This window comes from Streptomyces sp. NPDC058955 (genome assembly GCF_042741435.1).
GTDB lineage: Bacteria > Actinomycetota > Actinomycetes > Streptomycetales > Streptomycetaceae > Streptomyces.
In genome coordinates, this window is the sequence record NZ_JBHYKM010000095.1 from 14,235 (window position 1) to 33,392 (window position 19,158).

Here is a 19,158-nt window from a genome sequence, read left to right on the forward strand (position 1 = left end):
GCTACGGTCGGTAGTGCAAGTCTCACACGGGGCGACCGTCGACCGTGTGCAGAGCACCCCCATGCACAGGAAATGTGAGCAATCCGATGAAGGGCGCCCTGCGTTGCCTTCCGGCCGCCGTCACGGCCGCCGGGCCCATACCCCCCGCCGCGGAGAACCTCAGCTACTCGATGCTGCTCCCCGGCGGCGCCTACTGCGCGGGCCTCGCCCGCGAGGCCGTCCGCGGCCTCCTCACCCGCCACGGACTCGCCGGACTGCGCGAGACCGCCGCCCTGGCCGCCTCCGAACTCGTCGCCGCCGCCTACCGGTTCACCCCCGACCGGGAGATGGCGCTGCGCGTCCGCTGGCAGTTCGACGCCCTGCGGATCGTGGTCTACGACCAGCATCCGCTCCACCGTAGGCCCGACGCCGCCGAACAATGCCGCGACCGCCGCAGCCGCAGCATGTGGCTGCTGGCCGCGGCGGTCGAGGAACACGGCGGGGACTGGGGACTCGCCCCCGCCCTCACCCCGGACGGAGGCACCAAGTCCTGGGCGTTACTCCACCTTTGACCCCGACACCGCACGGAGCTCCTCCGCCGACGTCGGCCGCAGGCGGCCGTCGAGGAGCAACCGGCGCGTCAGCCCCAGCGACTCCAGGAATGTCAGGTCGTGACTGGCCACGACCAGCGCCCCCTCGTACGCGCGAAGGGCCGCCGTCAGCTTCCGCACCGACGCCATGTCCAGGTTGTTCGTCGGCTCGTCCAGCAGCAACAGCTGCGGAGCGGGCTCCGCGAGCAGCAGCGCCGCCAGCGTCGCCCGGAACCGCTCCCCGCCCGACAGACTGCCCACCGGCTGGTCCGCCCGGGCGCCCCGGAACAGGAACCGCGCGAGCCGCGCCCTGATCGCGTTCCCCGACGCCGCGGGCGCGAACCGGGCCACGTTCTCCACGATGCTCAGCCCGTCGTCCAGGACGTCGAGCCGCTGCGGCAGGAAGCGGAGCGGCACCAGCCGCTCCACCTCGCCCGACACGGGTTCCAGCTCCCCGGCGATCGTCCGCAACAGCGTGGTCTTGCCGGCCCCGTTACGGCCCACCAGCGCGATCCGCTCCGGGCCCCGCAGCTCGAACCCTCCGTCGACCCGCGCCCCGTACCGCAGCTCCAGGTCCTGGATCCGCAGCACCTCGCGCCCCGCCGGCACCGAGGTGTGCGGCAGCTCGACCCGGATCTCGTCCTCGTCCCGCACCGCCTCCACCGCCACGTCGAGCCGCTCCCGCGCCTCCGCGAGCCGGTCCGCGTGCAGATTGCGGTGCTTGCCCGCCGAGACCTGCGCCGAGCCCTGCCGGGTGTGGGCCACGACCTTCGGCACGACCTTGTTCTCGAAGCTCTTCTGCGCGTACCGCCTGCGGCGTGCCAGCTTCATCCCGGCGTCGGCCAGTTCCCGCCGCTGCCGCTGGACGTCCGCCTCGGCGACCCGCACCATCCGCTCGGCCGCCTCCTGTTCGGCCGCGAGCGCCTCCTGGTACGCCGACCAGGGGCCGCCGTACCAGCTCACCCCGCCCTCGTGGAGGTCGGCGATCTGGTCGACCCGCTCCAGGAGTTCCCGGTCGTGGCTGACCACCACCAGCACTCCGGACCAGCTCTCCACCGTCTCGTAGAGGCGCGAACGGGCGTACATGTCCAGGTTGTTGGTGGGTTCGTCGAGCAGCAGCACATCCGGCCGGGCCAGCAGCAGCGCCGCGAGGCGCAGCAGCACGGACTCGCCGCCGGACACCTCGCCGACCGTGCGGTCCAGGCCGATCGAGCCCAGACCGAGCCGGTCGAGCGTGGCCAGCGCCCGCTCCTCCACGTCCCAGTCGTCGCCGATGACGGCGAAGTGCTCCTCGGCCGGGTCGCCCGCCTCGACGGCGTGCAGCGCGGCCCGTTTCCGGTCGACGCCGAGGATCTCGTCGACCCGCCGGCCGGTGTCCAGGACCAGGTTCTGCGGGAGATGGCCGATCTCGCCGGCCGCCCGCACGGCCCCGGCGGTGGGGGTGAGCTCCCCGGCGAGGAGCCGGAGCAGGGTGGACTTCCCCGAGCCGTTCGTCCCGACCAGACCGGTGCGGCCGGGGCCGACCGTCACCTTGAGGTCGTCGAAGACCTCGGTGCCGTCCGGCCAGGAGAAGGAGAGCGAGGTGGTGGAGAGAAAGACGGGGTGATGTGACACGAGGGCCTCCGGTGCCGCGAGCACGGTTCGAGCGTGGGCGTGGTGCGACGCGTGAGACACCGGGGCGCGGGCAGCGTGGGGAACGGCTCGTCCACCGAGGTCGAGAACGGCACGCACGGCACGGGGCTCGCGCGCGGCACGGTGTCTCGGGACCTCAGATGAACAACGTTCCTTCTCCGATCGGGAGGCGATGCGACCTCACCGACGGTAGGACCCCGCGGGCGGGGGGACAACCGGTTTTCGGTCGACCGGCTAGGGAAGGTCGCCCAGGAGCGCGGCCAGGTCCCGGTCCCAGTCCAGGTACTGGTGCTCGCGTCCGGCCGGCACCAGGTGCTGCGAGCGCTCCAGGAAGCGGCGCAGCTCCGAGGTGCGCACATGGACCATCGCCACGCCCTCCGGGGCGTGGAACTCCACCACGGTGCGGTCGTACCCGTACGGACGGAGCCGTACGTCCCCGTCGCCGGCGGGCCGTTCGACCCCCTGGGCCAGCAGCTCACGGGCGAAGGCCCAGGAGACCTCGACGCCCTCCAGGGTGGCCGGCGGCGGGAAGGCCATGCTGACGGCGTACGGATCCTCGCGGTCGTAGCGCAGGGTGGCGGGGACGGTCTCCATCCGGGGCGCGGAAGCGACCAGGCGGGCCTGGACGGGCTGCTCGATCACGGCGGACACGGCGGGCTCCTCTCGCGCGGTTGCGATCCTGTGCGTCTCCCCGACACCAGGGCACCTGACACCCATCAAGACGAGCGGAACCGCCGGAACGTGCACCGGACCCCTACGTGAGGTGCGTCACCGCCCCGTACCGGAACCGGCCCAGGCCCTGTCCTAGCGCTCCTCCGCCACGTCGTCGTCGGGTTCCGCGCAGGGGCCCGAGTGGTCGCAGTACGGCTGGTTCGCCGAGGCCCCGCAGCCGCAGAGCAGCACCCGGGTCTCGTGCCGGACCCCCTGCTCGCCCGCGACCATCAGATCGCCCCGCACCACCAGCTGGCCCGACGGGTTCCGCCGCACGCTGGTCGGCGCGTCCGGCGTCTCCTCCGCGCCTCCGCCCGCCACCGGGTGGTACTGGAGCGCCCCCGACGGACAACGCCGGATCACCTCGGCCACCCGCTCCGGCGCGGCCGCGTCCGGCAGCACCCACGGGCGGCGGGACAGGTCGAAGACCTCGGGCAGACCGTGGACGCACTCGGCCGCGTGCAGGCAGCGGCGCGGCTCGAACGTGACGGTGATGCCCTCGCCGTCGTACTCCTTCAGCCGCGGCTTCCCGGCGATCGGGGACTCCGTCGCCTCCGGCGCCGCCGTTGGCGTGTCTGCCGTTCCCTCGGTCATGCGCCCAGCCTAGGAACGCCCGCCGTGCCCCGCACCCCGGCGGAGCCGGACCGGGCCCCGCACCGGACGCCCTCTGGACGGACCCCGGCCGCCGCCGCTAGCTTCCGGCGCCATGACACCTGTGCGAAAGATGCGAACGGCGCGACGCACGATGACGGCGGGACTGGTGGGGGCGGCGCTGGCGCTCGCCCTCGCGGCCCCCGCGCGGGCCGGGGAGACCCCCGCGGCCCCCGCCGCCGCCACCTCCGCGGACGGCTGGCGGCTCACCCCCACCGGGACCGACGTCCGCTTCCGGGGCCTGGCCGCGGTGGACCGCGGCACCGCCTGGGCCGCCGGCTCCAAGGGCACCGTCCTGCGCACCACCGACGCGGGCCGCACCTGGCGGAACGTCTCGCCCGCCGGCGCCGAGGGCCTGGAGCTCCGCGACGTCGAGGCGTTCGACGCCCGCCGGGCGGTCGTCCTCGCCATCGGCGAGGGCGAGGCGTCCCGGCTGCTGCGCACCGAGGACGGCGGCGCCACCTGGACCGAGACCTTCCGCAACACCGACCCGCGCGCCTTCTACGACTGCGTGACCTTCCTCGACCGCCGCCACGGCCTCGCCCTGAGCGACCCGGTCGACGGGAGGTTCCGCATCCTCTCCACCCGCGACGGCGGCCGCAGCTGGGAGGTCCTGCCGGACTCCGGGATGCCCGCCGCCCTCCCCGGCGAGGCGGGCTTCGCCGCGAGCGGCCAGTGCCTGGTCACGGCGGCGACCGGCGGGCAGGACGTCTGGTTCGCGACCGGCGGCGCCGCCACCGCCCGCGTCTTCCACTCGGCCGACCGGGGCCGCACCTGGACCGTCACCGACAGCCCGGTCCCGGCCGGCGACCCGGCCAGGGGCGTCTTCGCGCTCGCCTTCCGCGACCGCCACCACGGCCTCGCGGTCGGCGGCGACTACCGCACCGGACAGCCGTCGCCGCTTGTCGCCGCCGTCACCGCCGACGGCGGCCGGGACTGGACCCCGGCCGGCACGCCCCCGCCCGCCTACCGCTCCGGCGTCGCCTGGCTCCCGCACACCAGGGCCGCCGCCCTCGCCGTCGGACCCACCGGCACCGACCTCACCCGCGACGGCGGCCGCACCTGGCGGACCGTGGACACCGGCTCGTACGACACCGTGGACTGCACCCCGGACGGCGGCTGCTGGGCCTCCGGCGAGAAGGGCCGGATCGCCACCCTCGACCGCCCGTGAGGCACCGGGTCAGGCCGGCGGCTGCTCGCGGTACCCGGCCAGGCCCTCGACGGTCTTCGACGCGTAGAACTCGGTGATCCGGTACGCGCACACGCCCTCGGCGCTGAAGGGGTCGGCCGCCGCGATCCGCTCGATCGCGGCCCGGTCGACCCCGGCCGCCAGGATCACCCCGCCGTCCCGCGGGTTCTTCCGCCCCGAGGCGAGGAACACCCCGGCGGCGTACTGCTCGTCCAGCCAGGCGATGTGCGCGTCCATGAGGGCGTCCGCCCGCTCGACGGGCGCCGTGTAGGTCAATTCGAGTACGAACATGCGTGCAAGGCTACCGGCGGGGCCCGCCCCGGCGATCAGTCCTCGGGGATCACGGAGGGCTGCTCGAAACGGTGCTCCGCAGGCTTCAGCACTTCGTAGAGATAGCCGAAGTACGAGGTCTCCGCCGTGCCCGTGAGCACCCCCAGCAGGAAGGCGGCGCACCCCGGCCCGTGCCGCTCCCACAGCGGGCCGCGCCCCTCGTTGTAGAGGACGGGCCACTCGTCGGGGTGCGCGTCCGGCCGCACCAGCCAGTACAGGAACGCCCCCGAGCCCTCCTCGAACGCCCACGGCACCACCCGCGCCCCCGGCTCCCTCAGCTCGGCGGGCCACTCGTCGTCCTCCCACTCCCGCAACGACTCCAGGATCTCGACCCGTTCGGCGGCCTGCGCGACCAGATCGCGGTGGGCGCGGCCGGCGTCCGGCGTCAGCAGCCAGACCGTCTCGTCGAAGACCCCGGGGCCGTACGTCTCGACCAGCCGCTTGTAGTCGGCGGGAAGCGCCACCCCGAGCGCACGCTCGGTGCCCGCCCAGTCCACGGCGGGCGGCGGTGCGGCGGGCGGCGGGCAGAGGCGTACGAGAGCGTCGATCGCGGTCATCCCGGGAAGCTACCGCACCCCGCCGACACGGCCGCCGGACGCCTCCGCCGTAGGGTGGCCGCATGGGGATCATCGGGGTACCGGCGGACTGGCCCGCCGACGAGGAGACGGCGCTGGACGTCCAACGCGCGCTGCGCGGACGGCTCGTGCTGGACGAGGAGGGCCCGGCGCCGGGCGAGGGACACGTCACCGGGCTCGACGTGGCGTACGACGACGAGCGCGACCTCGTCGCCGCCGCGGCCGTGGTCCTGGACGCCCGGACCCTCGCGGTCGTCGAGGAGGCGACCGCCGTGGGACGCGTCTCCTTCCCGTACGTCCCCGGACTCCTCGCCTTCCGCGAGATCCCCACCGTGCTGGCCGCCCTCGACGCCCTCGCCGCCGACCCCGGCCTCCTCGTCTGCGACGGCTACGGCCTCGCCCACCCCCGCCGGTTCGGGCTCGCCGCCCACCTCGGCGTGCTCACCGGCCGGCCCGCGATCGGCGTCGCCAAGAACCCGTTCACCTTCGCCTACGAGCAACCCGGCCCGGACCGGGGCGACTTCGCGCCGCTGCTCGCCGACGGCGAGGAGGTCGGGTGGGCGCTGCGCACCCGGAGCGGGGTCAAGCCCGTCTTCGTCTCCGTCGGCCACCGGATCTCCCTCGGCAACGCCTGTGCCCACACCCTCGCGCTCACCCCCCGCTACCGGATCCCGGAGACCACCCGGCACGCCGACGCCCTCTGCCGGCGCGCCCTCGACGAGGCCCGGGCGTCATGGCGTCCGCGTACCAGGCGCGTCTGAGTACCCGTACGGATGCCCGTTGTCAGACCCCCACGGCACAGTGGCCCCCATGACAACCCCCGTCACCACGCACCCCCGCCGCCGCTCCCCGGGCCGCGCGATGCCCGTCGTCCTCGCCGTCGCCGCGCTCTCGGCGCTCGCCTGGACCTGCGCCATCCTGTACGTGCTCGCCGACTGGACCACCGGATGACCGGGCGGCTGCGGTGCGTCGTGCTCGACTGCCCCGACTCCCGTGAACTCGCCGGTTTCTACCGGGCGTTGCTGGGCGGCGAGATCGCCGCGCCCGACCCGGGGCTCGCCGTCGGAGCGGGCTCCGCCGTGCTGCGCGACGCGCGCGGACCGGTCCTCGCCTTCCAGGACGTCGCCGACCACCGGCCGCCCGTCTGGGGCGCCCCGGAGCAGCAGTTCCTCCTCGACGTCCGGGTCCCGGACCCGGCCGCCGCCCACGAGACGGTGCTCGCGCTCGGAGCCGTACCGCTCGGCGAGGGCGGGGGAGACGGGGACGCCGCCCGGCCGCTCTGGCGGGTGTACGCCGACCCGGCCGGGCACCCGTTCCGGCTCATGGGGGACTGAGGCCCGGGCCGCCTCCCCCGCGCCGGATTTGACCGGGGCGCACCGGGGGAAGGAAGACGGGATGGACCTGCACACCACACCCCGACGGCTCGTCTCCTCCGGCTCCCCGCTGGAACCGGAGATCGGCTTCTCCCGCGCCGTGCGGCACGGCCCGTACGTCTCCGTCGCCGGCACCGCGCCGATCGCGGCCGACGGCACCACCGCCGCGCCCGGCGACGTCTACGCCCAGACCGTGCGCTGTCTCGACATCGCCGAGGCGGCCCTGCGCGAGGCGGGCGCCCGCCTGGAGGACGTCGTCCGCACCCGCGTCATGCTCACCGACGCCGCCACCTGGCGCGAGGCGGCCCGCGCCCACGGCGAGCGGTTCGCCGCCGTCCGCCCCGCCTGCACCTTCGTCGAGGTGTCCCGGTTCATCGACCCGGCGTGGCTGGTCGAGGTCGAGGTCGACGCCGTGGTGGTCGACCACAGCGCCCCCGACATGATCGGCTGGTGAACCGAGCGTCCGCCCTCGGCGACCGGCGACCGGCGACCGGCGCCCGGTGGGGGCGGCCCGTGCCGGTGGAGGGCGTCCACCGGCACTTCGCCCGCGTCCGGGCGCGACCCGCCGCTACTCCTGGTGCGCCACCCGGAAGCGCAGGCCCGCGGCCCGCAGCCGGCTGATGAGCGCGTCGCCCATCGCCACCGCCGTCGTGACCTGGCCCGACGTCTTCGGCAGCGGGTCGAGGGCGAGGCAGAGCGCCGACTCGGCGAGCATCTTCGCCGTCTCGTCGTAGCCGGGGTCGCCGCCCGAGACCTCGGTGAAGACCCGCCGCCCGCCGCCCTCGCCGACGAAGCGGACCGTGAACCAGCTGCGGGCGCGCCGCTCCGCCGACGGGCCCGAGCCCGCCTCGTAACGGTCCATCATCCACCGGCGCACGGGCGGGAGTTGGGCCGCAGTGATGGCTGCTCCGATCGCCGCCGTGCCGCCGAGCGCCATCGGCAGGGTCTTCACCGAGGCGTAGTGGCGGTAGCGGAAGTCGGGGCCGTACCGTGCGAGCGCGGCCGCCGAGCGGGCCACCACCTGCGGGTCCAGGGTGGGCAGCGGCAGCGCCCAGGTGCCGGTCTCGGCGCTGAACCGGGGCGCGCCCAGCGGTGCGCGGGCCCGCCGGCCCACGAGCCGGGGCGCGTGCAGCCGGCGCTCGTGGGCGGCCCGCAGGATCTCCCGGCCGCGCCCGAAGGCGGTCAGCGCGGAGGCGAAGGTGCCGCCGGAGAAGACGGCGCCGGCCCGGACGAAGCCGTCGACGCGCAGCGGCACGCCCTCCGGCAGCCGCTCCACCGTGAAGAGCACGCCGAGGTCGTGCGGGACGGAGTCGAAGCCGCAGGCGTGCACCAGCCGGGCGCCGGTCTCCCGGGCGCGGGCGTCGTGGCGGACGTACATGAGGTCGACGAACTCGGCCTCGCCGGTCAGGTCGAGGTAGTCGGTGCCGGCGTCCGCGCAGGCGGCGACCAGGCCCTCGCCGTACCAGACGTAGGGGCCGACGGTGGAGGCCACCACCCGCGCCGACTCCGCGAGCGCGCGCAGCGAGGCGGGGTCGCCGGAGTCGGCGACGAGCAGCGGGACGTCGGCCAGGTGCGGCCGGCCGGCGGCGAGCCGGTCCCGCAGCGCCGCCAGCCTGGCGGCCGAGCGTCCGGCGAGGGCCCAGCGGCACCCGGCGGGGGCGTGCTCGGCCAGGTACTCCGCGGTCAGCTCGCCCACGAACCCGGTCGCCCCGAACAGGACCACGTCGTACCGCCGTCCGCCGGGGTCCCGCCCCGCGTCCGCCCCTGTCTCCATCGAGCCCCCACTCCCGTCGTCCCGTCGCGCGTCGTCACGTCCGGTGGTCGCGCCGTCGGCGGAGGATAGCGGACCGGCCCGGCCCGCCGAATTTCCAAGCGCTTGCTCGGCCGGGGGGCTTGTGCCGAGTGGAACACGTTCCTAGCATCTCCGGTGTTACATCATTGGTGTCACACACTCTGGGGGCTCGATGAGCACGAGGCAGACCGAGCGCACCGGCCCGCTCGCCGGGATCCGGGTCGTGGAACTCGCCGGCATCGGCCCCGGCCCCTTCGCCGCCATGCTCCTCGCCGACCTCGGCGCCGACGTGGTCCGCGTCGACCGCCCCGGCGGCGCCGGCCTCGGCGTCGACCCCGCCAAGGACCTCACCAACCGCAACAAGCGCTCAGTGATCGTCGACCTCCGGCAGCCCGAGGGCCCCGCCACCGTCCTCGACCTCGTCGAGCGCGCCGACGTCCTGATCGAGGGGTACCGCCCCGGCGTCGCCGAACGCCTCGGCGTCGGCCCCGAGGAGTGCCTCGCCCGCAACCCCCGGCTCGTCTACGGCCGGATGACCGGCTGGGGCCAGGACGGGCCGCTCGCCCGCACCGCCGGCCACGACATCGGCTACATCGCCCTCACCGGCGCCCTCGGCATGATCGGCGCCGACCCGGACGGCCCCCCGGTCGTCCCCGCCAACCTGGTCGGCGACTACGCCGGCGGCTCCCTCTACCTCGTCGTCGGCGTCCTCGCCGCCCTCCAGCACGCCCGCGCCCACGGCGAGGGCCAGGTCGTCGACGCGGCCATCGTGGACGGCACCGCCCACCTCACCACCATGATCCACGCCATGCTCGCAGCCGGCGGCTGGCAGGACCGGCGCGCGGCGAACCTCCTCGACGGCGGCTGCCCCTTCTACGGCGTCTACACCACCTCCGACGGCGGCCACATGGCGGTCGGCGCCCTGGAGGAGCGCTTCTACGACGAGTTCGCCCGCCTCCTCGACCTGCCGGACGCCCGGTCCCTCCGTAACGACCTCGCCCGCTGGCCCGAGCTGCGCGCGACCGTCGCCGCGCGCTTCCTGACCCGCACCCGGGCCGAGTGGACCGAGGTCTTCGAGGGCTCCGACGCCTGCGTCGCCCCCGTCCTCTCGCTCCGCGAGGCCCCCGCCCACCCGCACCTCGCCGCCCGCGCCACCTTCACCGAGCACGGCGGACTCGTCCAGCCGGCGCCCGCGCCCCGCTTCTCCGCCACCCCCGGCACCCTCCGTACCGGCCCCGCCCTGCCCGGCGCCGACGCCGCCGAGGTCGCCCGCGACTGGGCCGTCCCCGCCCTGCGCCCCCAGGACGCCCCGCACACCCAGGAGTCGAAGACCGCATGAAGCGCACCCTCTACACCGAGGACCACGAGGCCTTCCGGGCCACCGTCCGCACCTTCCTGGAGAAGGAGGTGCTGCCCCACTACGCCCAGTGGGAGAAGGACGGCATCGTCTCCCGCGAGGCGTGGCGCGCCGCCGGACGGCAGGGCCTCCTCGGCATCGCCGTCGACGAGGAGTACGGCGGCGGGGGCAACCCCGACTTCCGGTACGCCTCCGTGCTCGCCGAGGAGTTCACCCGGGCCGCCGCGCCCGGCCTCGCCATCGGCCTGCACAACGACATCATCGGCCCCTACCTCACCAAGCTCGCCACCGACGAGCAGAAGCGGCGCTGGCTCCCCGGCTTCTGCTCCGGGGAGCTGATCACCGCCATCGCGATGACCGAGCCGGGCGCCGGCTCCGACCTCCAGGGCATCCGCACCACCGCCGAGGACCAGGGCGACCACTGGGTGCTCAACGGCTCCAAGACCTTCATCTCCAACGGCATCCTCGCCGACCTGGTGATCGTCGTCGCGAAGACCACCCCGGAGGGCGGCGCCCTGGGCCTCTCCCTCCTCGTCGTCGAGCGCGGCATGGAGGGCTTCGAGCGCGGCCGCAACCTCGACAAGATCGGCCAGAAGTCCCAGGACACCGCCGAACTGTTCTTCACGGACGTCCGGGTGCCCAAGGAGAACCTCCTGGGCGAGCTCGACGGCGCCTTCGTCCACCTGATGACCAACCTGGCGCAGGAGCGCCTGGCCATCGCGGTCGCCGGGATCGCGGGCGCCGAGCACCTCCTGGAGCTGACGACGACGTACGTCAAGGAGCGCGAGGCGTTCGGCCGGCCGCTCGCCAAGCTCCAGCACGTGCGGTTCGAGATCGCGGAGATGGCCACCGAGTGCGCCGTCACCCGGGCGTTCGTGGACCGCTGCATCGAGGAGCACGCCGACCCCACGGGCCTCGGCCTCGACCCCGTCAACGCCTCCATGGCCAAGTGGTGGGCGACCGAGCTGCAGAAGCGGGTCGCCGACCGCTGCCTGCAACTGCACGGCGGATACGGCTACATGAGCGAATTCCCGGTGGCCCGCGCCTTCACCGACGGCCGCATCCAGACCATCTACGGCGGCACGACGGAGATCATGAAGGAGATCATCGGCCGCTCCCTCCTCGGCTGAACCCCGACCTCCTCGGCCGACCGCCCCTCGCACCCCTCGAAGAACCCTCACCGCGAAAGGCTTCCCGTGAGCACCGAAGCGTACGTGTACGACGCGATCCGCACCCCGCGCGGACGCGGCAAGGCCAACGGCTCCCTGCACGGCACCAAGCCCATCGACCTCGTCACCGGCCTGATCCGCGAGATCCAGCGCCGCAACCCGAGTCTGGACCCGGCCGCCATCGACGACATCGTCCTCGGCGTCGTCGGCCCGGTCGGCGACCAGGGCTCCGACATCGCCCGGATCGCGGGCATCGCCGCCGGCCTCCCCGACACCGTCGCCGGCGTCCAGGAGAACCGCTTCTGCGCCTCCGGCCTCGAAGCCGTGAACATGGCCGCCATGAAGGTCCGCTCCGGCTGGGAGGACCTGGTCCTGGCCGGCGGCGTCGAGTCGATGTCCCGGGTGCCGATGGCCTCCGACGGCGGTGCCTGGTTCGCCGACCCGATGACCAACCTGGAGACCAACTTCGTCCCGCAGGGCATCGGCGCCGACCTCATCGCCACCATCGAGGGCTTCACCCGGCGCGACGTCGACGAGTACGCCGCCCTCTCCCAGGAGCGCGCAGCGACCGCCTGGAAGGAGGGCCGCTTCGCCCGCTCCGTCGTCCCCGTCGTCGACCGGGCCGGGCTCACCGTCCTCGACCACGACGAGTTCATGCGCCCCGGCACCACCGCCGACTCCCTCGCCAGGCTGAAGCCGTCCTTCAAGGACATCGGCGAGCTCGGCGGCTTCGACGCCGTCGCGCTGCAGAAGTACCACTGGGTGGAGGAGATCGACCACGTCCACCACGCCGGCAACTCCTCCGGCATCGTCGACGGCGCCTCCCTCCTCGCCGTCGGCTCCCGGGAGGTCGGCGAGCGGTACGGGCTGACGCCCCGCGCCCGGATCGTCGCCGCGGCCGTCTCCGGCTCCGAGCCCACCATCATGCTCACCGGCCCCGCCCCGGCCGCCCGCAAGGCGCTCGCCAAGGCCGGCCTCACCATCGACGACATCGACCTCATCGAGATCAACGAGGCGTTCGCCGCGGTCGTCCTCCGCTTCGTCAAGGACATGGGCGTCTCCCTGGACAAGGTCAACGTCAACGGCGGCGCGATCGCGCTCGGCCACCCGCTCGGCGCCACCGGCGGCATCATCCTCGGCACCCTCGTCGACGAGCTGGAGCGGCAGGACAAGCGCTACGGCCTCGCCACCCTCTGCGTCGGCGGCGGCATGGGCATCGCCACCATCGTCGAGCGCGTCTGACCTCCCCGTCCGCACCCCACTACCGGAGAAGCATCAGTCATGAGCGAGAGCACCACCATCCGCTGGGAGCAGGACGACACGGGGATCGTCACCCTCGTCCTCGACGACCCGAACCAGTCCGCCAACACCATGAACCAGGCGTTCCGCGCGTCCATCCTGGCCGTGGCCGACCGCCTGGAGGCCGAGAAGGACTCGGTCCGGGGCGTCATCTACACCTCGGCGAAGAAGACCTTCTTCGCCGGCGGCGACCTCAAGGACATGATCCAGGCGGGCCCCGAGCACGCCCAGGACATCTTCGACACCGCCATCGAGATCAAGAACGCGCTGCGCCGCATCGAGACCCTCGGCAAGCCGGTCGTCGCCGCGATCAACGGCGCGGCCCTGGGCGGCGGTTACGAGATCGCGCTCGCATCCCACCACCGGATCGCGCTCGACGCCCCCGGCTCCAAGATCGGCCTGCCCGAGGTCACCCTCGGCCTGCTGCCGGGCGGCGGCGGCGTCGCCCGCACGGTCCGCCTCATGGGCATCACCGACGCCCTCCTCAAGGTCCTCCTCCAGGGCACCCAGTACGCCCCGAAGCGCGCCCTGGACAGCGGACTGATCCACGAACTGGCCGCCACCCCCGAGGAGATGATGGCCAAGGCCATCGCCTTCATCGACGCGCACCCCGAGTCCCGCCAGCCCTGGGACGTGCCCGGATACCGGATCCCCGGCGGCACCCCGTCGAACCCGAAGTTCGCCGCCAACCTGCCGGCCTTCCCGGCCAATCTGCGCAAGCAGCTGAACGGCGCGCCCTACCCGGCGCCGAAGGCCATCATGGCCGCCGCCGTCGAGGGCTCCCAGGTCGACTTCGAGACCGCGATCACCATCGAGAGCCGCTACTTCACCGAGCTGGTCACCGGCCAGACCGCGAAGAACATGATCCAGGCGTTCTTCTTCGACCTCCAGGCCGTCAACTCCGGTGCCAGCCGCCCCAAGGGCGTCGAGAAGCGCCAGGTCCGCAAGGTCGCCGTGCTCGGCGCCGGCATGATGGGCGCCGGCATCGCGTACTCCTGCGCCCGCGCCGGCATCGAGGTCGTCCTCAAGGACGTCACCGACGAGGCCGCCGCCAAGGGCAAGGCGTACTCGGAGAAGCTCTGCGCCAAGGCCGTCGACCGGGGCCGCACCACCCAGGAGAAGGCCGACGCCCTGCTCGCCCGCATCACCCCCACCGCCGACCCGCAGGCGCTGGCCGGCTGCGACGCGGTCATCGAGGCCGTCTTCGAGGACACCTCGCTCAAGCACAAGGTCTTCCAGGAGATCCAGCACGTCGTCGAGCCCGACGCGCTGCTGTGCTCCAACACCTCGACCCTGCCGATCACCGTCCTCGCCGAGGGCGTCGAGCGCCAGGCCGACTTCATCGGCCTGCACTTCTTCTCGCCGGTCGACAAGATGCCGCTGGTCGAGATCATCAAGGGCGAGCGCACCGGCGACGAGGCCCTGGCCCGCGCCTTCGACCTGGTCCGCCAGATCAACAAGACGCCGATCGTCGTCAACGACTCGCGCGGCTTCTTCACCTCGCGCGTCATCGGCCACTTCATCAACGAGGGCGTCGCCATGGTCGGCGAGGGCATCGAGCCCGCCTCCGTCGAGCAGGCCGCCGCCCAGGCCGGCTACCCGGCGAAGGTCCTCTCCCTCATGGACGAGCTGACCCTCACCCTCCCGCGCAAGATCCGCAACGAGACGCGGAAGGCGATCGAGGAGGCCGGCGGCACCTGGGTCTCGCACCCCGGCGAGGTCGTGATCGACCGCATGGTCGACGAGTTCGGCCGCACCGGCCGCAGCGGCGGCGCGGGCTTCTACGACTACGCCGAGGACGGCGGGCGCGGCAAGCTGTGGCCGGGCCTGCGCGAGCACTTCACCAAGCCCGGGTACGAGATCCCCTTCCGCGACATGCAGGAGCGGATGCTCTTCGCGGAGGCCCTGGACACCGTCCGCCTCCTGGAGGAGGGCGTCCTGACCTCGGTCGCGGACGCCAACATCGGCTCCATCATGGGCATCGGCTTCCCGGCCTGGACCGGCGGCGTCCTCCAGTACGTCAACGGCTACGAGGGCGGGGTGGCCGGCTTCGTGGCCCGCGCCCACGAGCTGGCGGAGACGTACGGCGAGCGGTTCGACCCGCCCGCCCTCCTGGTGGCGAAGGCCGAGCGGGGCGAGGCCTTCACGGACGCCTGAAGGCGGCCCTCAGCTCCGCGCTGAGGGAACGCTGGAAGGCGGTGAGGAGGGCCTGGACCACGATGGGCTGCATGTGCGCGGAGAGCGACTTCATGGCGGTCAGGTGGTCCGGGTCCTCCCCGCTCTCCCGGTACGGGTTCCACACCTGCTCCTGGAAGAGCCGGGCCAGCTCCTCGGCGGCGGACCGGGCGTGGTCGAGCAGCACGGTCCGCGAGGCCAGGATGGCGTCGTGCTCGATCGGCACGTCCAGCATCTCGACCCCGAGCCGCAGCAGCGAACCGTCGAGCCGGAAGACCTCCGGGTCCTCGCCGGCCTCCAGCACGCCCATCGCGGCGAGCCGTGCCAGGTCCCGGTCGGTCAGCTCCCGCCCGGCCCGCCGCTCCAGCTCCCGCCGGGTGATCGTCTCGGCGGACTCGGGCGCCCAGGACGCCACCAGCGCCCGGTGCACCGCGAGGTCCTGCGCGTTCAGGTCGGCCGGCAGCTGCTCCAGGTACCGCTCGATCGCGGCGAGCGTCATGCCCTGCCGCTGCAGCTCCTCGATGAGCGCGAGCCGGGCCAGGTGCTCGGGGCCGTACCGCCCGACCCGGCGGGGCCCGATCACCGGCGGCGGCAGCAGCCCCCGCGTCCCGTAGAACCGCACGGTCCGCACCGTGACCCCGGCCCGCGCGGCCAGCTCGTCGACGGTGTAGCCCGGGGCCTCGCCGCTCTCGTCCTCCATGGTGGAACAGTATTGCTGTCTCACCATTGCTGTAAAAGCCCCCGGACGGCTCAGAGCGCGGTGTCGACGGCCGCGTACGTCACGCCGTGGTCGGCCAGGACCTCGGCGACGACACCGCCGGTGGTGGTGAGGGCGAGGAGCAGGTGCTCGTCGCCGATCGCGCGGTCCTTGCGGGCCAGCGCCACCCGCAGCGACTTCTCCAGGACGGTCTTCGCCTCCCGGGAGAACGGGCGGCGCCCGGAGCGCCCGCGGCGGGCGGAGAGCGCCCCGGCCCCATGGGTCTCCTCGACGCGCGCGACGACCGCTCCGAGGTCGATCCCGAGCTCCGCCAGCGCCTCGGAGTCCGCCCGCGAGAGGCCGCCCCGCCGCCGCGCGTCGGCGAGCGCCGCGACCAGCGCGCCGCGCCGCTCCACCGGGCAGAGCCGCCCGAGCGCCCCGGCGGCCCGCGTCCCCTCCCGGTCGAGCAGGGCGAGCACCAGGTGCTCCTCGGTGACGGCCTCGGCCCCGCCCCGCTCCGCGTGCTCCGCCGCCCCCTTCACCACGTCCCGGGCCGCCTTCGTGAACCGCTCGAACATCACTGCCTCCCGTACTTCTTGTGAACGGCCTGCCGGCTGACCCCCAGCTCGGTGGCGATCTCCTGCCAGGACCACCCCTGGGCGCGCGCACCGCGCACCTGGACGGCCTCCAGCTGTTCCAGCAGCCGCCGCAGGGCGGAGACGGCCCGCAGCCCCACCCGGGGATCGCGGTCGCCGGCCCGCGCGGCGAGATCGGTCGCATCGGTCATGCTGTCAATGTAGGTTGACAGCCGAGGGGTGTCAACCATGGTTGACAGGCGGTGATGTCGGACCCGTCTCCTACGGTGACCCCATGACAGAGATCGAGTACGTCCGGGGCGACGCGACGGCACCCGGCGGAAAGGGCGTCCGGATCATCGCCCACGTCTGCAACGACCTCGGCGGCTGGGGCAAGGGCTTCGTGGTCGCCGTCTCGCGCCGCTGGCCGGAGCCGGAGGCGGCCTACCGCCGCTGGCACCGCGAGCGGGCGTCCAACGACTTCGGGCTCGGTGCGGCGCAGTTCGTCCAGGTCGCGCCGTACCTCTGGGTGGCGAACCTGGTGGGCCAGCGGGGGATCCGCACCGGCCGGAGCACCGGTGTCCCCGTGCGGTACGAGGCCGTCGACGCGGCCCTCGGGCGCCTCGCGGACAAGGCCGTCGAGCTCGGCGCCTCCGTGCACATGCCGCGGATCGGCTGCGGGCTGGCCGGCGGACGGTGGGAGCGGGTGGAGCCGCTGGTCCGGGAGCGGCTGACGGCGCGGGGGATACCGGTCACCGTGTACGACCTCGGCGGGAGCTAGAGTCGGCGGCCGGTCCGCGTCGGCGGAGGGAACAGGGGAGAGGGATGTACGCGCAACTCAGGGAGACCGCTTCGGAATTGGCCGGAGTCCTGTGGCGGGAGCACACGGTGTACCGGGAGCGGGGCGGCGGTGTCGTGATCCGCGGCGAGCACGTGCGGCGCTGGATCAGCCTCGCCCCCACGGGCGGCAAGGACCAGGCGCTGCTGCGGGCCGGGCGGCTGCTCGACGGGGGGACCACGGCGCCGGCCCGTACCGAGGTGGTGGTGGACCTGACGGCGCCGGTCTCCGAGCTGGCCACCGTCTGCCGGCGGATGCTCGCCGAGGTCGCCGGGGCGGCCGAGCCGGCCGCGCCCGACGCGGGGCCCTCGCGGGCCGGGCGGCCCCGGAAGGGGGCGAAGGCACCCAAGGCGCCGAAGGCCGGGAGCCGGCACACGAGTGCCGGCTCCTGGGTGGTGCTGGTGCTGGTCGGCATAGCCGTCGCCGCCTGGGCGTACACCGCCTTCGGCGGCCCCGGCCACTGACCCGCGGGCCCGGGCGGCCGGCTCAGAAGCCGGTCACCGGGTAGTGGTCGGACAGGTTGGTGTAGGTGTACGACGTGCCCCAGCTGGAGACCGTCCACGGCGCGCTCGACTCCAGGACCACGTGGTTCGTCCAGTTCGCCGGGCGGGCGTTGCCGGCCCGGTACAGGACGTAGTCCAGGTCCTCGCGCGGGTCGTCCGGGTAGCGGTCCGCCGCGATCGAGTTCAGCTCGGTGTCGAAGGAGTACGGGTGACCGGTGCGGGCGTCCGCACCGGCCAGCCCCGCGTCGGCGAGCATCGAGGCGTACTCGGGCGTGCGGGAGTCCACGTTCATGTCGCCCGCGACGATCACCTGCTCGTTCGCGGGGATGTTCTTGGCGTCCAGGAAGGCGTCCATCGCCTTGAACTGGCGGCTGCGCATCTGCGCCGCCTCGCCCGCCGAGCAGCCCGGGTCGGTGGACTGGGCGTGGGTGCCGACGACGTGGACGCGGCTGCCGTTCACGTCGAGGACCGTGTAGACGAAGCCCTTGTTCGAGTACCAGTCGGCGCCGCAGGCGTCCTTGTAGACGTACTGCTCCTTGCGGACGATCGGCCACTTGCTGAGGATCGTCACCCCGCCGTCCTCGGGCGTGGTCGCCGAGTAGGCCCCGCCGGTGGCGTCCCAGCCGGTCTTCGAGCGGCCCATGACGGGCGTCTGGTGCGGGTAGGCCGCGGCGGCGTTCGCCTTGAGCGCGTCGGAGGAGGAGTTGTCGAACGCCTCCTGGATCACCACGACGTCCTGGCCCTGGAAGAAGGGGGCCGCGGGGATCGCGCGGGCCCGGTGGTCCTGCCCCCAGTTCGGGTACAGGGTCTTGCTGAAGAGGAAGGCGTTGTAGGTGAGCACCTTCATGCGCGGCGCCTCGGTGGCGGCGGCGGAGGCGGCGGGGGCGGTCGCCGCCAGGGTGGCGGCGGCGAGCGCCAGGGACAGGGCGGCACCGGGGATACGGCGGAACGCGCTGAGGGACACGTGAACTCCCGTCGAGTGGTGGGGGGTTGGACTCGGCGCGGGACATACAACCAGCCGTAGTTACCTTCCGGTAGCCTCCAGGTGCCGGGAATCTTGACCGCGTCGTACGAGCGCGCCAACGATCGACGGGGTGTACGATTCGCCGCTTCCGGGACCAGGTAGAATGCGCGCCATGACGACCCTCGCCTCCAATGCCAAGATCTTCAACATGGACCTCGGCCCGCTCAACCCCGTCTGGGCCGAGCTCATCATCGGCTTCGCCGTGTTCTTCCTGACCTTCTTCTTCATGGCGAAGGTGATCCTGCCGAAGATCAAGCGCACGATCGAGCAGCGTGAGGACGCCATCGACGGCGGCACCGAGCGCGCCGACGACCTGCGCTCCGAGGCCGCCGACATCCGCGCCCAGTACGAGGCCGAGCTCGCCGAGGCCCGCCACGACGCCGCCCGGATCCGCTCGAAGGCCGTCGAGGAGGGCTCCGCCGCCATCGCCGCCGCCCGCGCCGAGGGCCAGGCCGAGCGCGACGCGATCCTCGCCGCCGGTGGCGCGAAGATCGCCGCCGAGCGCGAGGCCGCCGAGCGCGAGCTCAACGCCGACGTCGACGCCTGGGCCCACGCCCTCGCCGGCCGCATCGTCGGCGAGCCGGTCGGCGCCGACCGCGCCTGACCGCGACCGAACCGCAGATCACCACGCCGGGGCCGTACCCGGGGCGAGAGCCCACGGGCCCGGGCCCCGCGGCGGGGGTCGACGCGCACACTGGG

General features: G+C 73.9%; 23 protein-coding genes. 13 read left to right on the forward strand and 10 right to left on the reverse strand.

What is annotated here, in order from left to right; translation table 11 throughout:
- Nucleotides 1–74 precede the first annotated feature (74 nt).
- Nucleotides 75–551: an ATP-binding protein gene (locus ACFW1I_RS28680; RefSeq protein ID WP_384675297.1), complete on the forward strand. Its 477-nt coding sequence runs from the start codon at nt 75–77 to the stop codon at nt 549–551.
- Here ACFW1I_RS28680 and ACFW1I_RS28685 read toward each other — a convergent pair.
- The 3 genes from ACFW1I_RS28685 to ACFW1I_RS28695 all read right to left on the reverse strand — a co-directional run bounded on the left by ACFW1I_RS28685 (nt 537) and on the right by ACFW1I_RS28695 (nt 3,506).
- Nucleotides 537–2,183 (reverse strand): ABC-F family ATP-binding cassette domain-containing protein, encoded by a 1,647-nt coding sequence (locus tag ACFW1I_RS28685; protein WP_384675299.1) that lies wholly within the window; start codon nt 2,181–2,183, stop codon nt 537–539. The two genes, ACFW1I_RS28680 and ACFW1I_RS28685, sit on opposite strands and share 15 nt — an antisense overlap.
- A gap of 252 nt (nt 2,184–2,435) precedes the next feature.
- Entirely contained in the window at nt 2,436–2,852 is a 417-nt protein-coding gene (locus tag ACFW1I_RS28690) for an SsgA family sporulation/cell division regulator (RefSeq protein WP_384675301.1), read from the reverse strand.
- Between the two features lie 153 nt (nt 2,853–3,005).
- Nucleotides 3,006–3,506 carry a (4Fe-4S)-binding protein gene (locus tag ACFW1I_RS28695; RefSeq protein ID WP_384675302.1) on the reverse strand — a complete coding sequence of 167 codons (501 nt, stop codon included), beginning with the start codon at nt 3,504–3,506 and terminating at the stop codon, nt 3,006–3,008.
- A 151-nt stretch (nt 3,507–3,657) separates the two neighbouring features.
- On the opposite strand from ACFW1I_RS28695, the gene ACFW1I_RS28700 reads away from it, so the two are divergent.
- Nucleotides 3,658–4,734: a WD40/YVTN/BNR-like repeat-containing protein gene (locus ACFW1I_RS28700; protein WP_384675337.1), complete on the forward strand. Its 1,077-nt coding sequence runs from the start codon at nt 3,658–3,660 to the stop codon at nt 4,732–4,734.
- A gap of 9 nt (nt 4,735–4,743) precedes the next feature.
- On the opposite strand, the gene ACFW1I_RS28705 is transcribed toward ACFW1I_RS28700, so the two are convergent.
- Both ACFW1I_RS28705 and ACFW1I_RS28710 read right to left on the reverse strand, forming a co-directional pair.
- Complete coding sequence (locus ACFW1I_RS28705) at nt 4,744–5,043, reverse strand: YciI family protein (protein WP_031004604.1); 300 nt, start codon at nt 5,041–5,043, stop codon at nt 4,744–4,746.
- Nucleotides 5,044–5,078: 35 nt separating this feature from the next.
- Nucleotides 5,079–5,639, reverse strand: a complete 561-nt coding sequence (locus ACFW1I_RS28710; protein ID WP_384675305.1) for a hypothetical protein — start codon at nt 5,637–5,639, stop codon at nt 5,079–5,081.
- A 62-nt stretch (nt 5,640–5,701) separates the two neighbouring features.
- Between ACFW1I_RS28710 and ACFW1I_RS28715 the strand changes: the two genes are divergently transcribed.
- The 4 genes from ACFW1I_RS28715 (at nt 5,702) to ACFW1I_RS28730 (ending at nt 7,484) form a co-directional block, all read left to right on the forward strand.
- Entirely contained in the window at nt 5,702–6,418 is a 717-nt protein-coding gene (locus ACFW1I_RS28715; RefSeq protein ID WP_384675307.1) for an endonuclease V, read from the forward strand.
- Nucleotides 6,419–6,467: 49 nt separating this feature from the next.
- Nucleotides 6,468–6,608, forward strand: coding sequence for a morphogenic membrane protein MmpA (gene mmpA, locus ACFW1I_RS28720; protein WP_384675309.1), 141 nt, complete (start codon nt 6,468–6,470; stop codon nt 6,606–6,608).
- Nucleotides 6,605–6,991 (forward strand): VOC family protein, encoded by a 387-nt coding sequence (locus ACFW1I_RS28725; protein WP_384675311.1) that lies wholly within the window; start codon nt 6,605–6,607, stop codon nt 6,989–6,991. Before mmpA ends, ACFW1I_RS28725 begins: the two co-directional genes overlap by 4 nt.
- Before the next feature lie 61 nt (nt 6,992–7,052).
- On the forward strand, nt 7,053–7,484 hold the full coding sequence (locus tag ACFW1I_RS28730) for a RidA family protein (protein ID WP_384675313.1): 432 nt from the start codon (nt 7,053–7,055) through the stop codon (nt 7,482–7,484).
- Between the two features lie 114 nt (nt 7,485–7,598).
- On the opposite strand, the gene ACFW1I_RS28735 is transcribed toward ACFW1I_RS28730, so the two are convergent.
- Nucleotides 7,599–8,804 (reverse strand): saccharopine dehydrogenase family protein, encoded by a 1,206-nt coding sequence (locus ACFW1I_RS28735; protein ID WP_384675315.1) that lies wholly within the window; start codon nt 8,802–8,804, stop codon nt 7,599–7,601.
- 190 nt (nt 8,805–8,994) lie between these two features.
- Between ACFW1I_RS28735 and ACFW1I_RS28740 the strand changes: the two genes are divergently transcribed.
- From ACFW1I_RS28740 to ACFW1I_RS28755, 4 genes are all read left to right on the forward strand, one after another.
- A complete protein-coding gene (locus ACFW1I_RS28740) occupies nt 8,995–10,161 on the forward strand; it encodes a CaiB/BaiF CoA transferase family protein (RefSeq protein ID WP_384675317.1) in 1,167 nt (388 codons plus the stop codon).
- A complete protein-coding gene (locus ACFW1I_RS28745) occupies nt 10,158–11,309 on the forward strand; it encodes an acyl-CoA dehydrogenase family protein (protein WP_384675319.1) in 1,152 nt (383 codons plus the stop codon). The genes ACFW1I_RS28740 and ACFW1I_RS28745 overlap by 4 nt, the downstream gene beginning before the upstream one ends.
- Nucleotides 11,310–11,375: 66 nt before the next feature.
- Complete coding sequence (locus ACFW1I_RS28750) at nt 11,376–12,590, forward strand: acetyl-CoA C-acetyltransferase (RefSeq protein ID WP_362173719.1); 1,215 nt, start codon at nt 11,376–11,378, stop codon at nt 12,588–12,590.
- 39 nt (nt 12,591–12,629) lie between these two features.
- Complete coding sequence (locus tag ACFW1I_RS28755) at nt 12,630–14,804, forward strand: 3-hydroxyacyl-CoA dehydrogenase NAD-binding domain-containing protein (protein ID WP_384675322.1); 2,175 nt, start codon at nt 12,630–12,632, stop codon at nt 14,802–14,804.
- On the opposite strand, the gene ACFW1I_RS28760 is transcribed toward ACFW1I_RS28755, so the two are convergent.
- From ACFW1I_RS28760 to ACFW1I_RS28770, 3 genes are read right to left on the reverse strand one after another with little or no spacing between them, the layout of a single operon-like run.
- Nucleotides 14,791–15,522, reverse strand: coding sequence for a MerR family transcriptional regulator (locus ACFW1I_RS28760; RefSeq protein WP_384675324.1), 732 nt, complete (start codon nt 15,520–15,522; stop codon nt 14,791–14,793). The genes ACFW1I_RS28755 and ACFW1I_RS28760 overlap by 14 nt on opposite strands.
- Nucleotides 15,523–15,572: 50 nt before the next feature.
- Complete coding sequence (locus ACFW1I_RS28765) at nt 15,573–16,097, reverse strand: Clp protease N-terminal domain-containing protein (protein ID WP_384675326.1); 525 nt, start codon at nt 16,095–16,097, stop codon at nt 15,573–15,575.
- A complete protein-coding gene (locus tag ACFW1I_RS28770) occupies nt 16,097–16,306 on the reverse strand; it encodes a helix-turn-helix domain-containing protein (protein WP_031004626.1) in 210 nt (69 codons plus the stop codon). The genes ACFW1I_RS28765 and ACFW1I_RS28770 overlap by 1 nt, the downstream gene beginning before the upstream one ends.
- Before the next feature lie 83 nt (nt 16,307–16,389).
- On the opposite strand from ACFW1I_RS28770, the gene ACFW1I_RS28775 reads away from it, so the two are divergent.
- Together ACFW1I_RS28775 and ACFW1I_RS28780 are read left to right on the forward strand one after the other, a co-directional pair.
- Entirely contained in the window at nt 16,390–16,875 is a 486-nt protein-coding gene (locus ACFW1I_RS28775; RefSeq protein WP_384675328.1) for a macro domain-containing protein, read from the forward strand.
- Between the two features lie 44 nt (nt 16,876–16,919).
- The gene (locus tag ACFW1I_RS28780) at nt 16,920–17,396 is read left to right on the forward strand and encodes a hypothetical protein (protein WP_384675330.1); all 477 of its coding nucleotides are present in this window, start codon (nt 16,920–16,922) and stop codon (nt 17,394–17,396) included.
- Nucleotides 17,397–17,418: 22 nt separating this feature from the next.
- Here the strand turns inward: ACFW1I_RS28780 and sph are convergent, their stop codons facing one another.
- Complete coding sequence (sph, locus tag ACFW1I_RS28785; RefSeq protein ID WP_384675332.1) at nt 17,419–18,399, reverse strand: sphingomyelin phosphodiesterase; 981 nt, start codon at nt 18,397–18,399, stop codon at nt 17,419–17,421.
- 172 nt (nt 18,400–18,571) lie between these two features.
- Here sph and ACFW1I_RS28790 point away from each other — a divergent pair, with 172 nt between their 5' ends.
- On the forward strand, nt 18,572–19,063 hold the full coding sequence (locus ACFW1I_RS28790) for a hypothetical protein (RefSeq protein WP_384675334.1): 492 nt from the start codon (nt 18,572–18,574) through the stop codon (nt 19,061–19,063).
- Nucleotides 19,064–19,158: the final 95 nt, after the last annotated feature.

What these genes read in the sequence shown, in the direction of transcription:
- ACFW1I_RS28735 (WP_384675315.1), bottom strand. Translation starts at nt 8,804, where the DNA reads ATGGAGACAGGGGCGGACGCGGGGCGGGACCCCGGCGGACGGCGGTAC.
- ACFW1I_RS28695 (WP_384675302.1), bottom strand. Translation starts at nt 3,506, where the DNA reads ATGACCGAGGGAACGGCAGACACGCCAACGGCGGCGCCGGAGGCGACG.
- ACFW1I_RS28740 (WP_384675317.1), top strand. Translation starts at nt 8,995, where the DNA reads ATGAGCACGAGGCAGACCGAGCGCACCGGCCCGCTCGCCGGGATCCGG.
- ACFW1I_RS28705 (WP_031004604.1), bottom strand. Translation starts at nt 5,043, where the DNA reads ATGTTCGTACTCGAATTGACCTACACGGCGCCCGTCGAGCGGGCGGAC.
- ACFW1I_RS28760 (WP_384675324.1), bottom strand. Translation starts at nt 15,522, where the DNA reads ATGGAGGACGAGAGCGGCGAGGCCCCGGGCTACACCGTCGACGAGCTG.
- ACFW1I_RS28790 (WP_384675334.1), top strand. Translation starts at nt 18,572, where the DNA reads ATGACGACCCTCGCCTCCAATGCCAAGATCTTCAACATGGACCTCGGC.
- ACFW1I_RS28765 (WP_384675326.1), bottom strand. Translation starts at nt 16,097, where the DNA reads ATGTTCGAGCGGTTCACGAAGGCGGCCCGGGACGTGGTGAAGGGGGCG.
- mmpA (WP_384675309.1), top strand. Translation starts at nt 6,468, where the DNA reads ATGACAACCCCCGTCACCACGCACCCCCGCCGCCGCTCCCCGGGCCGC.
- ACFW1I_RS28700 (WP_384675337.1), top strand. Translation starts at nt 3,658, where the DNA reads ATGACGGCGGGACTGGTGGGGGCGGCGCTGGCGCTCGCCCTCGCGGCC.
- ACFW1I_RS28715 (WP_384675307.1), top strand. Translation starts at nt 5,702, where the DNA reads ATGGGGATCATCGGGGTACCGGCGGACTGGCCCGCCGACGAGGAGACG.
- ACFW1I_RS28730 (WP_384675313.1), top strand. Translation starts at nt 7,053, where the DNA reads ATGGACCTGCACACCACACCCCGACGGCTCGTCTCCTCCGGCTCCCCG.
- ACFW1I_RS28710 (WP_384675305.1), bottom strand. Translation starts at nt 5,639, where the DNA reads ATGACCGCGATCGACGCTCTCGTACGCCTCTGCCCGCCGCCCGCCGCA.
- ACFW1I_RS28745 (WP_384675319.1), top strand. Translation starts at nt 10,158, where the DNA reads ATGAAGCGCACCCTCTACACCGAGGACCACGAGGCCTTCCGGGCCACC.
- ACFW1I_RS28770 (WP_031004626.1), bottom strand. Translation starts at nt 16,306, where the DNA reads ATGACCGATGCGACCGATCTCGCCGCGCGGGCCGGCGACCGCGATCCC.
- ACFW1I_RS28725 (WP_384675311.1), top strand. Translation starts at nt 6,605, where the DNA reads ATGACCGGGCGGCTGCGGTGCGTCGTGCTCGACTGCCCCGACTCCCGT.
- ACFW1I_RS28775 (WP_384675328.1), top strand. Translation starts at nt 16,390, where the DNA reads ATGACAGAGATCGAGTACGTCCGGGGCGACGCGACGGCACCCGGCGGA.
- ACFW1I_RS28780 (WP_384675330.1), top strand. Translation starts at nt 16,920, where the DNA reads ATGTACGCGCAACTCAGGGAGACCGCTTCGGAATTGGCCGGAGTCCTG.
- ACFW1I_RS28755 (WP_384675322.1), top strand. Translation starts at nt 12,630, where the DNA reads ATGAGCGAGAGCACCACCATCCGCTGGGAGCAGGACGACACGGGGATC.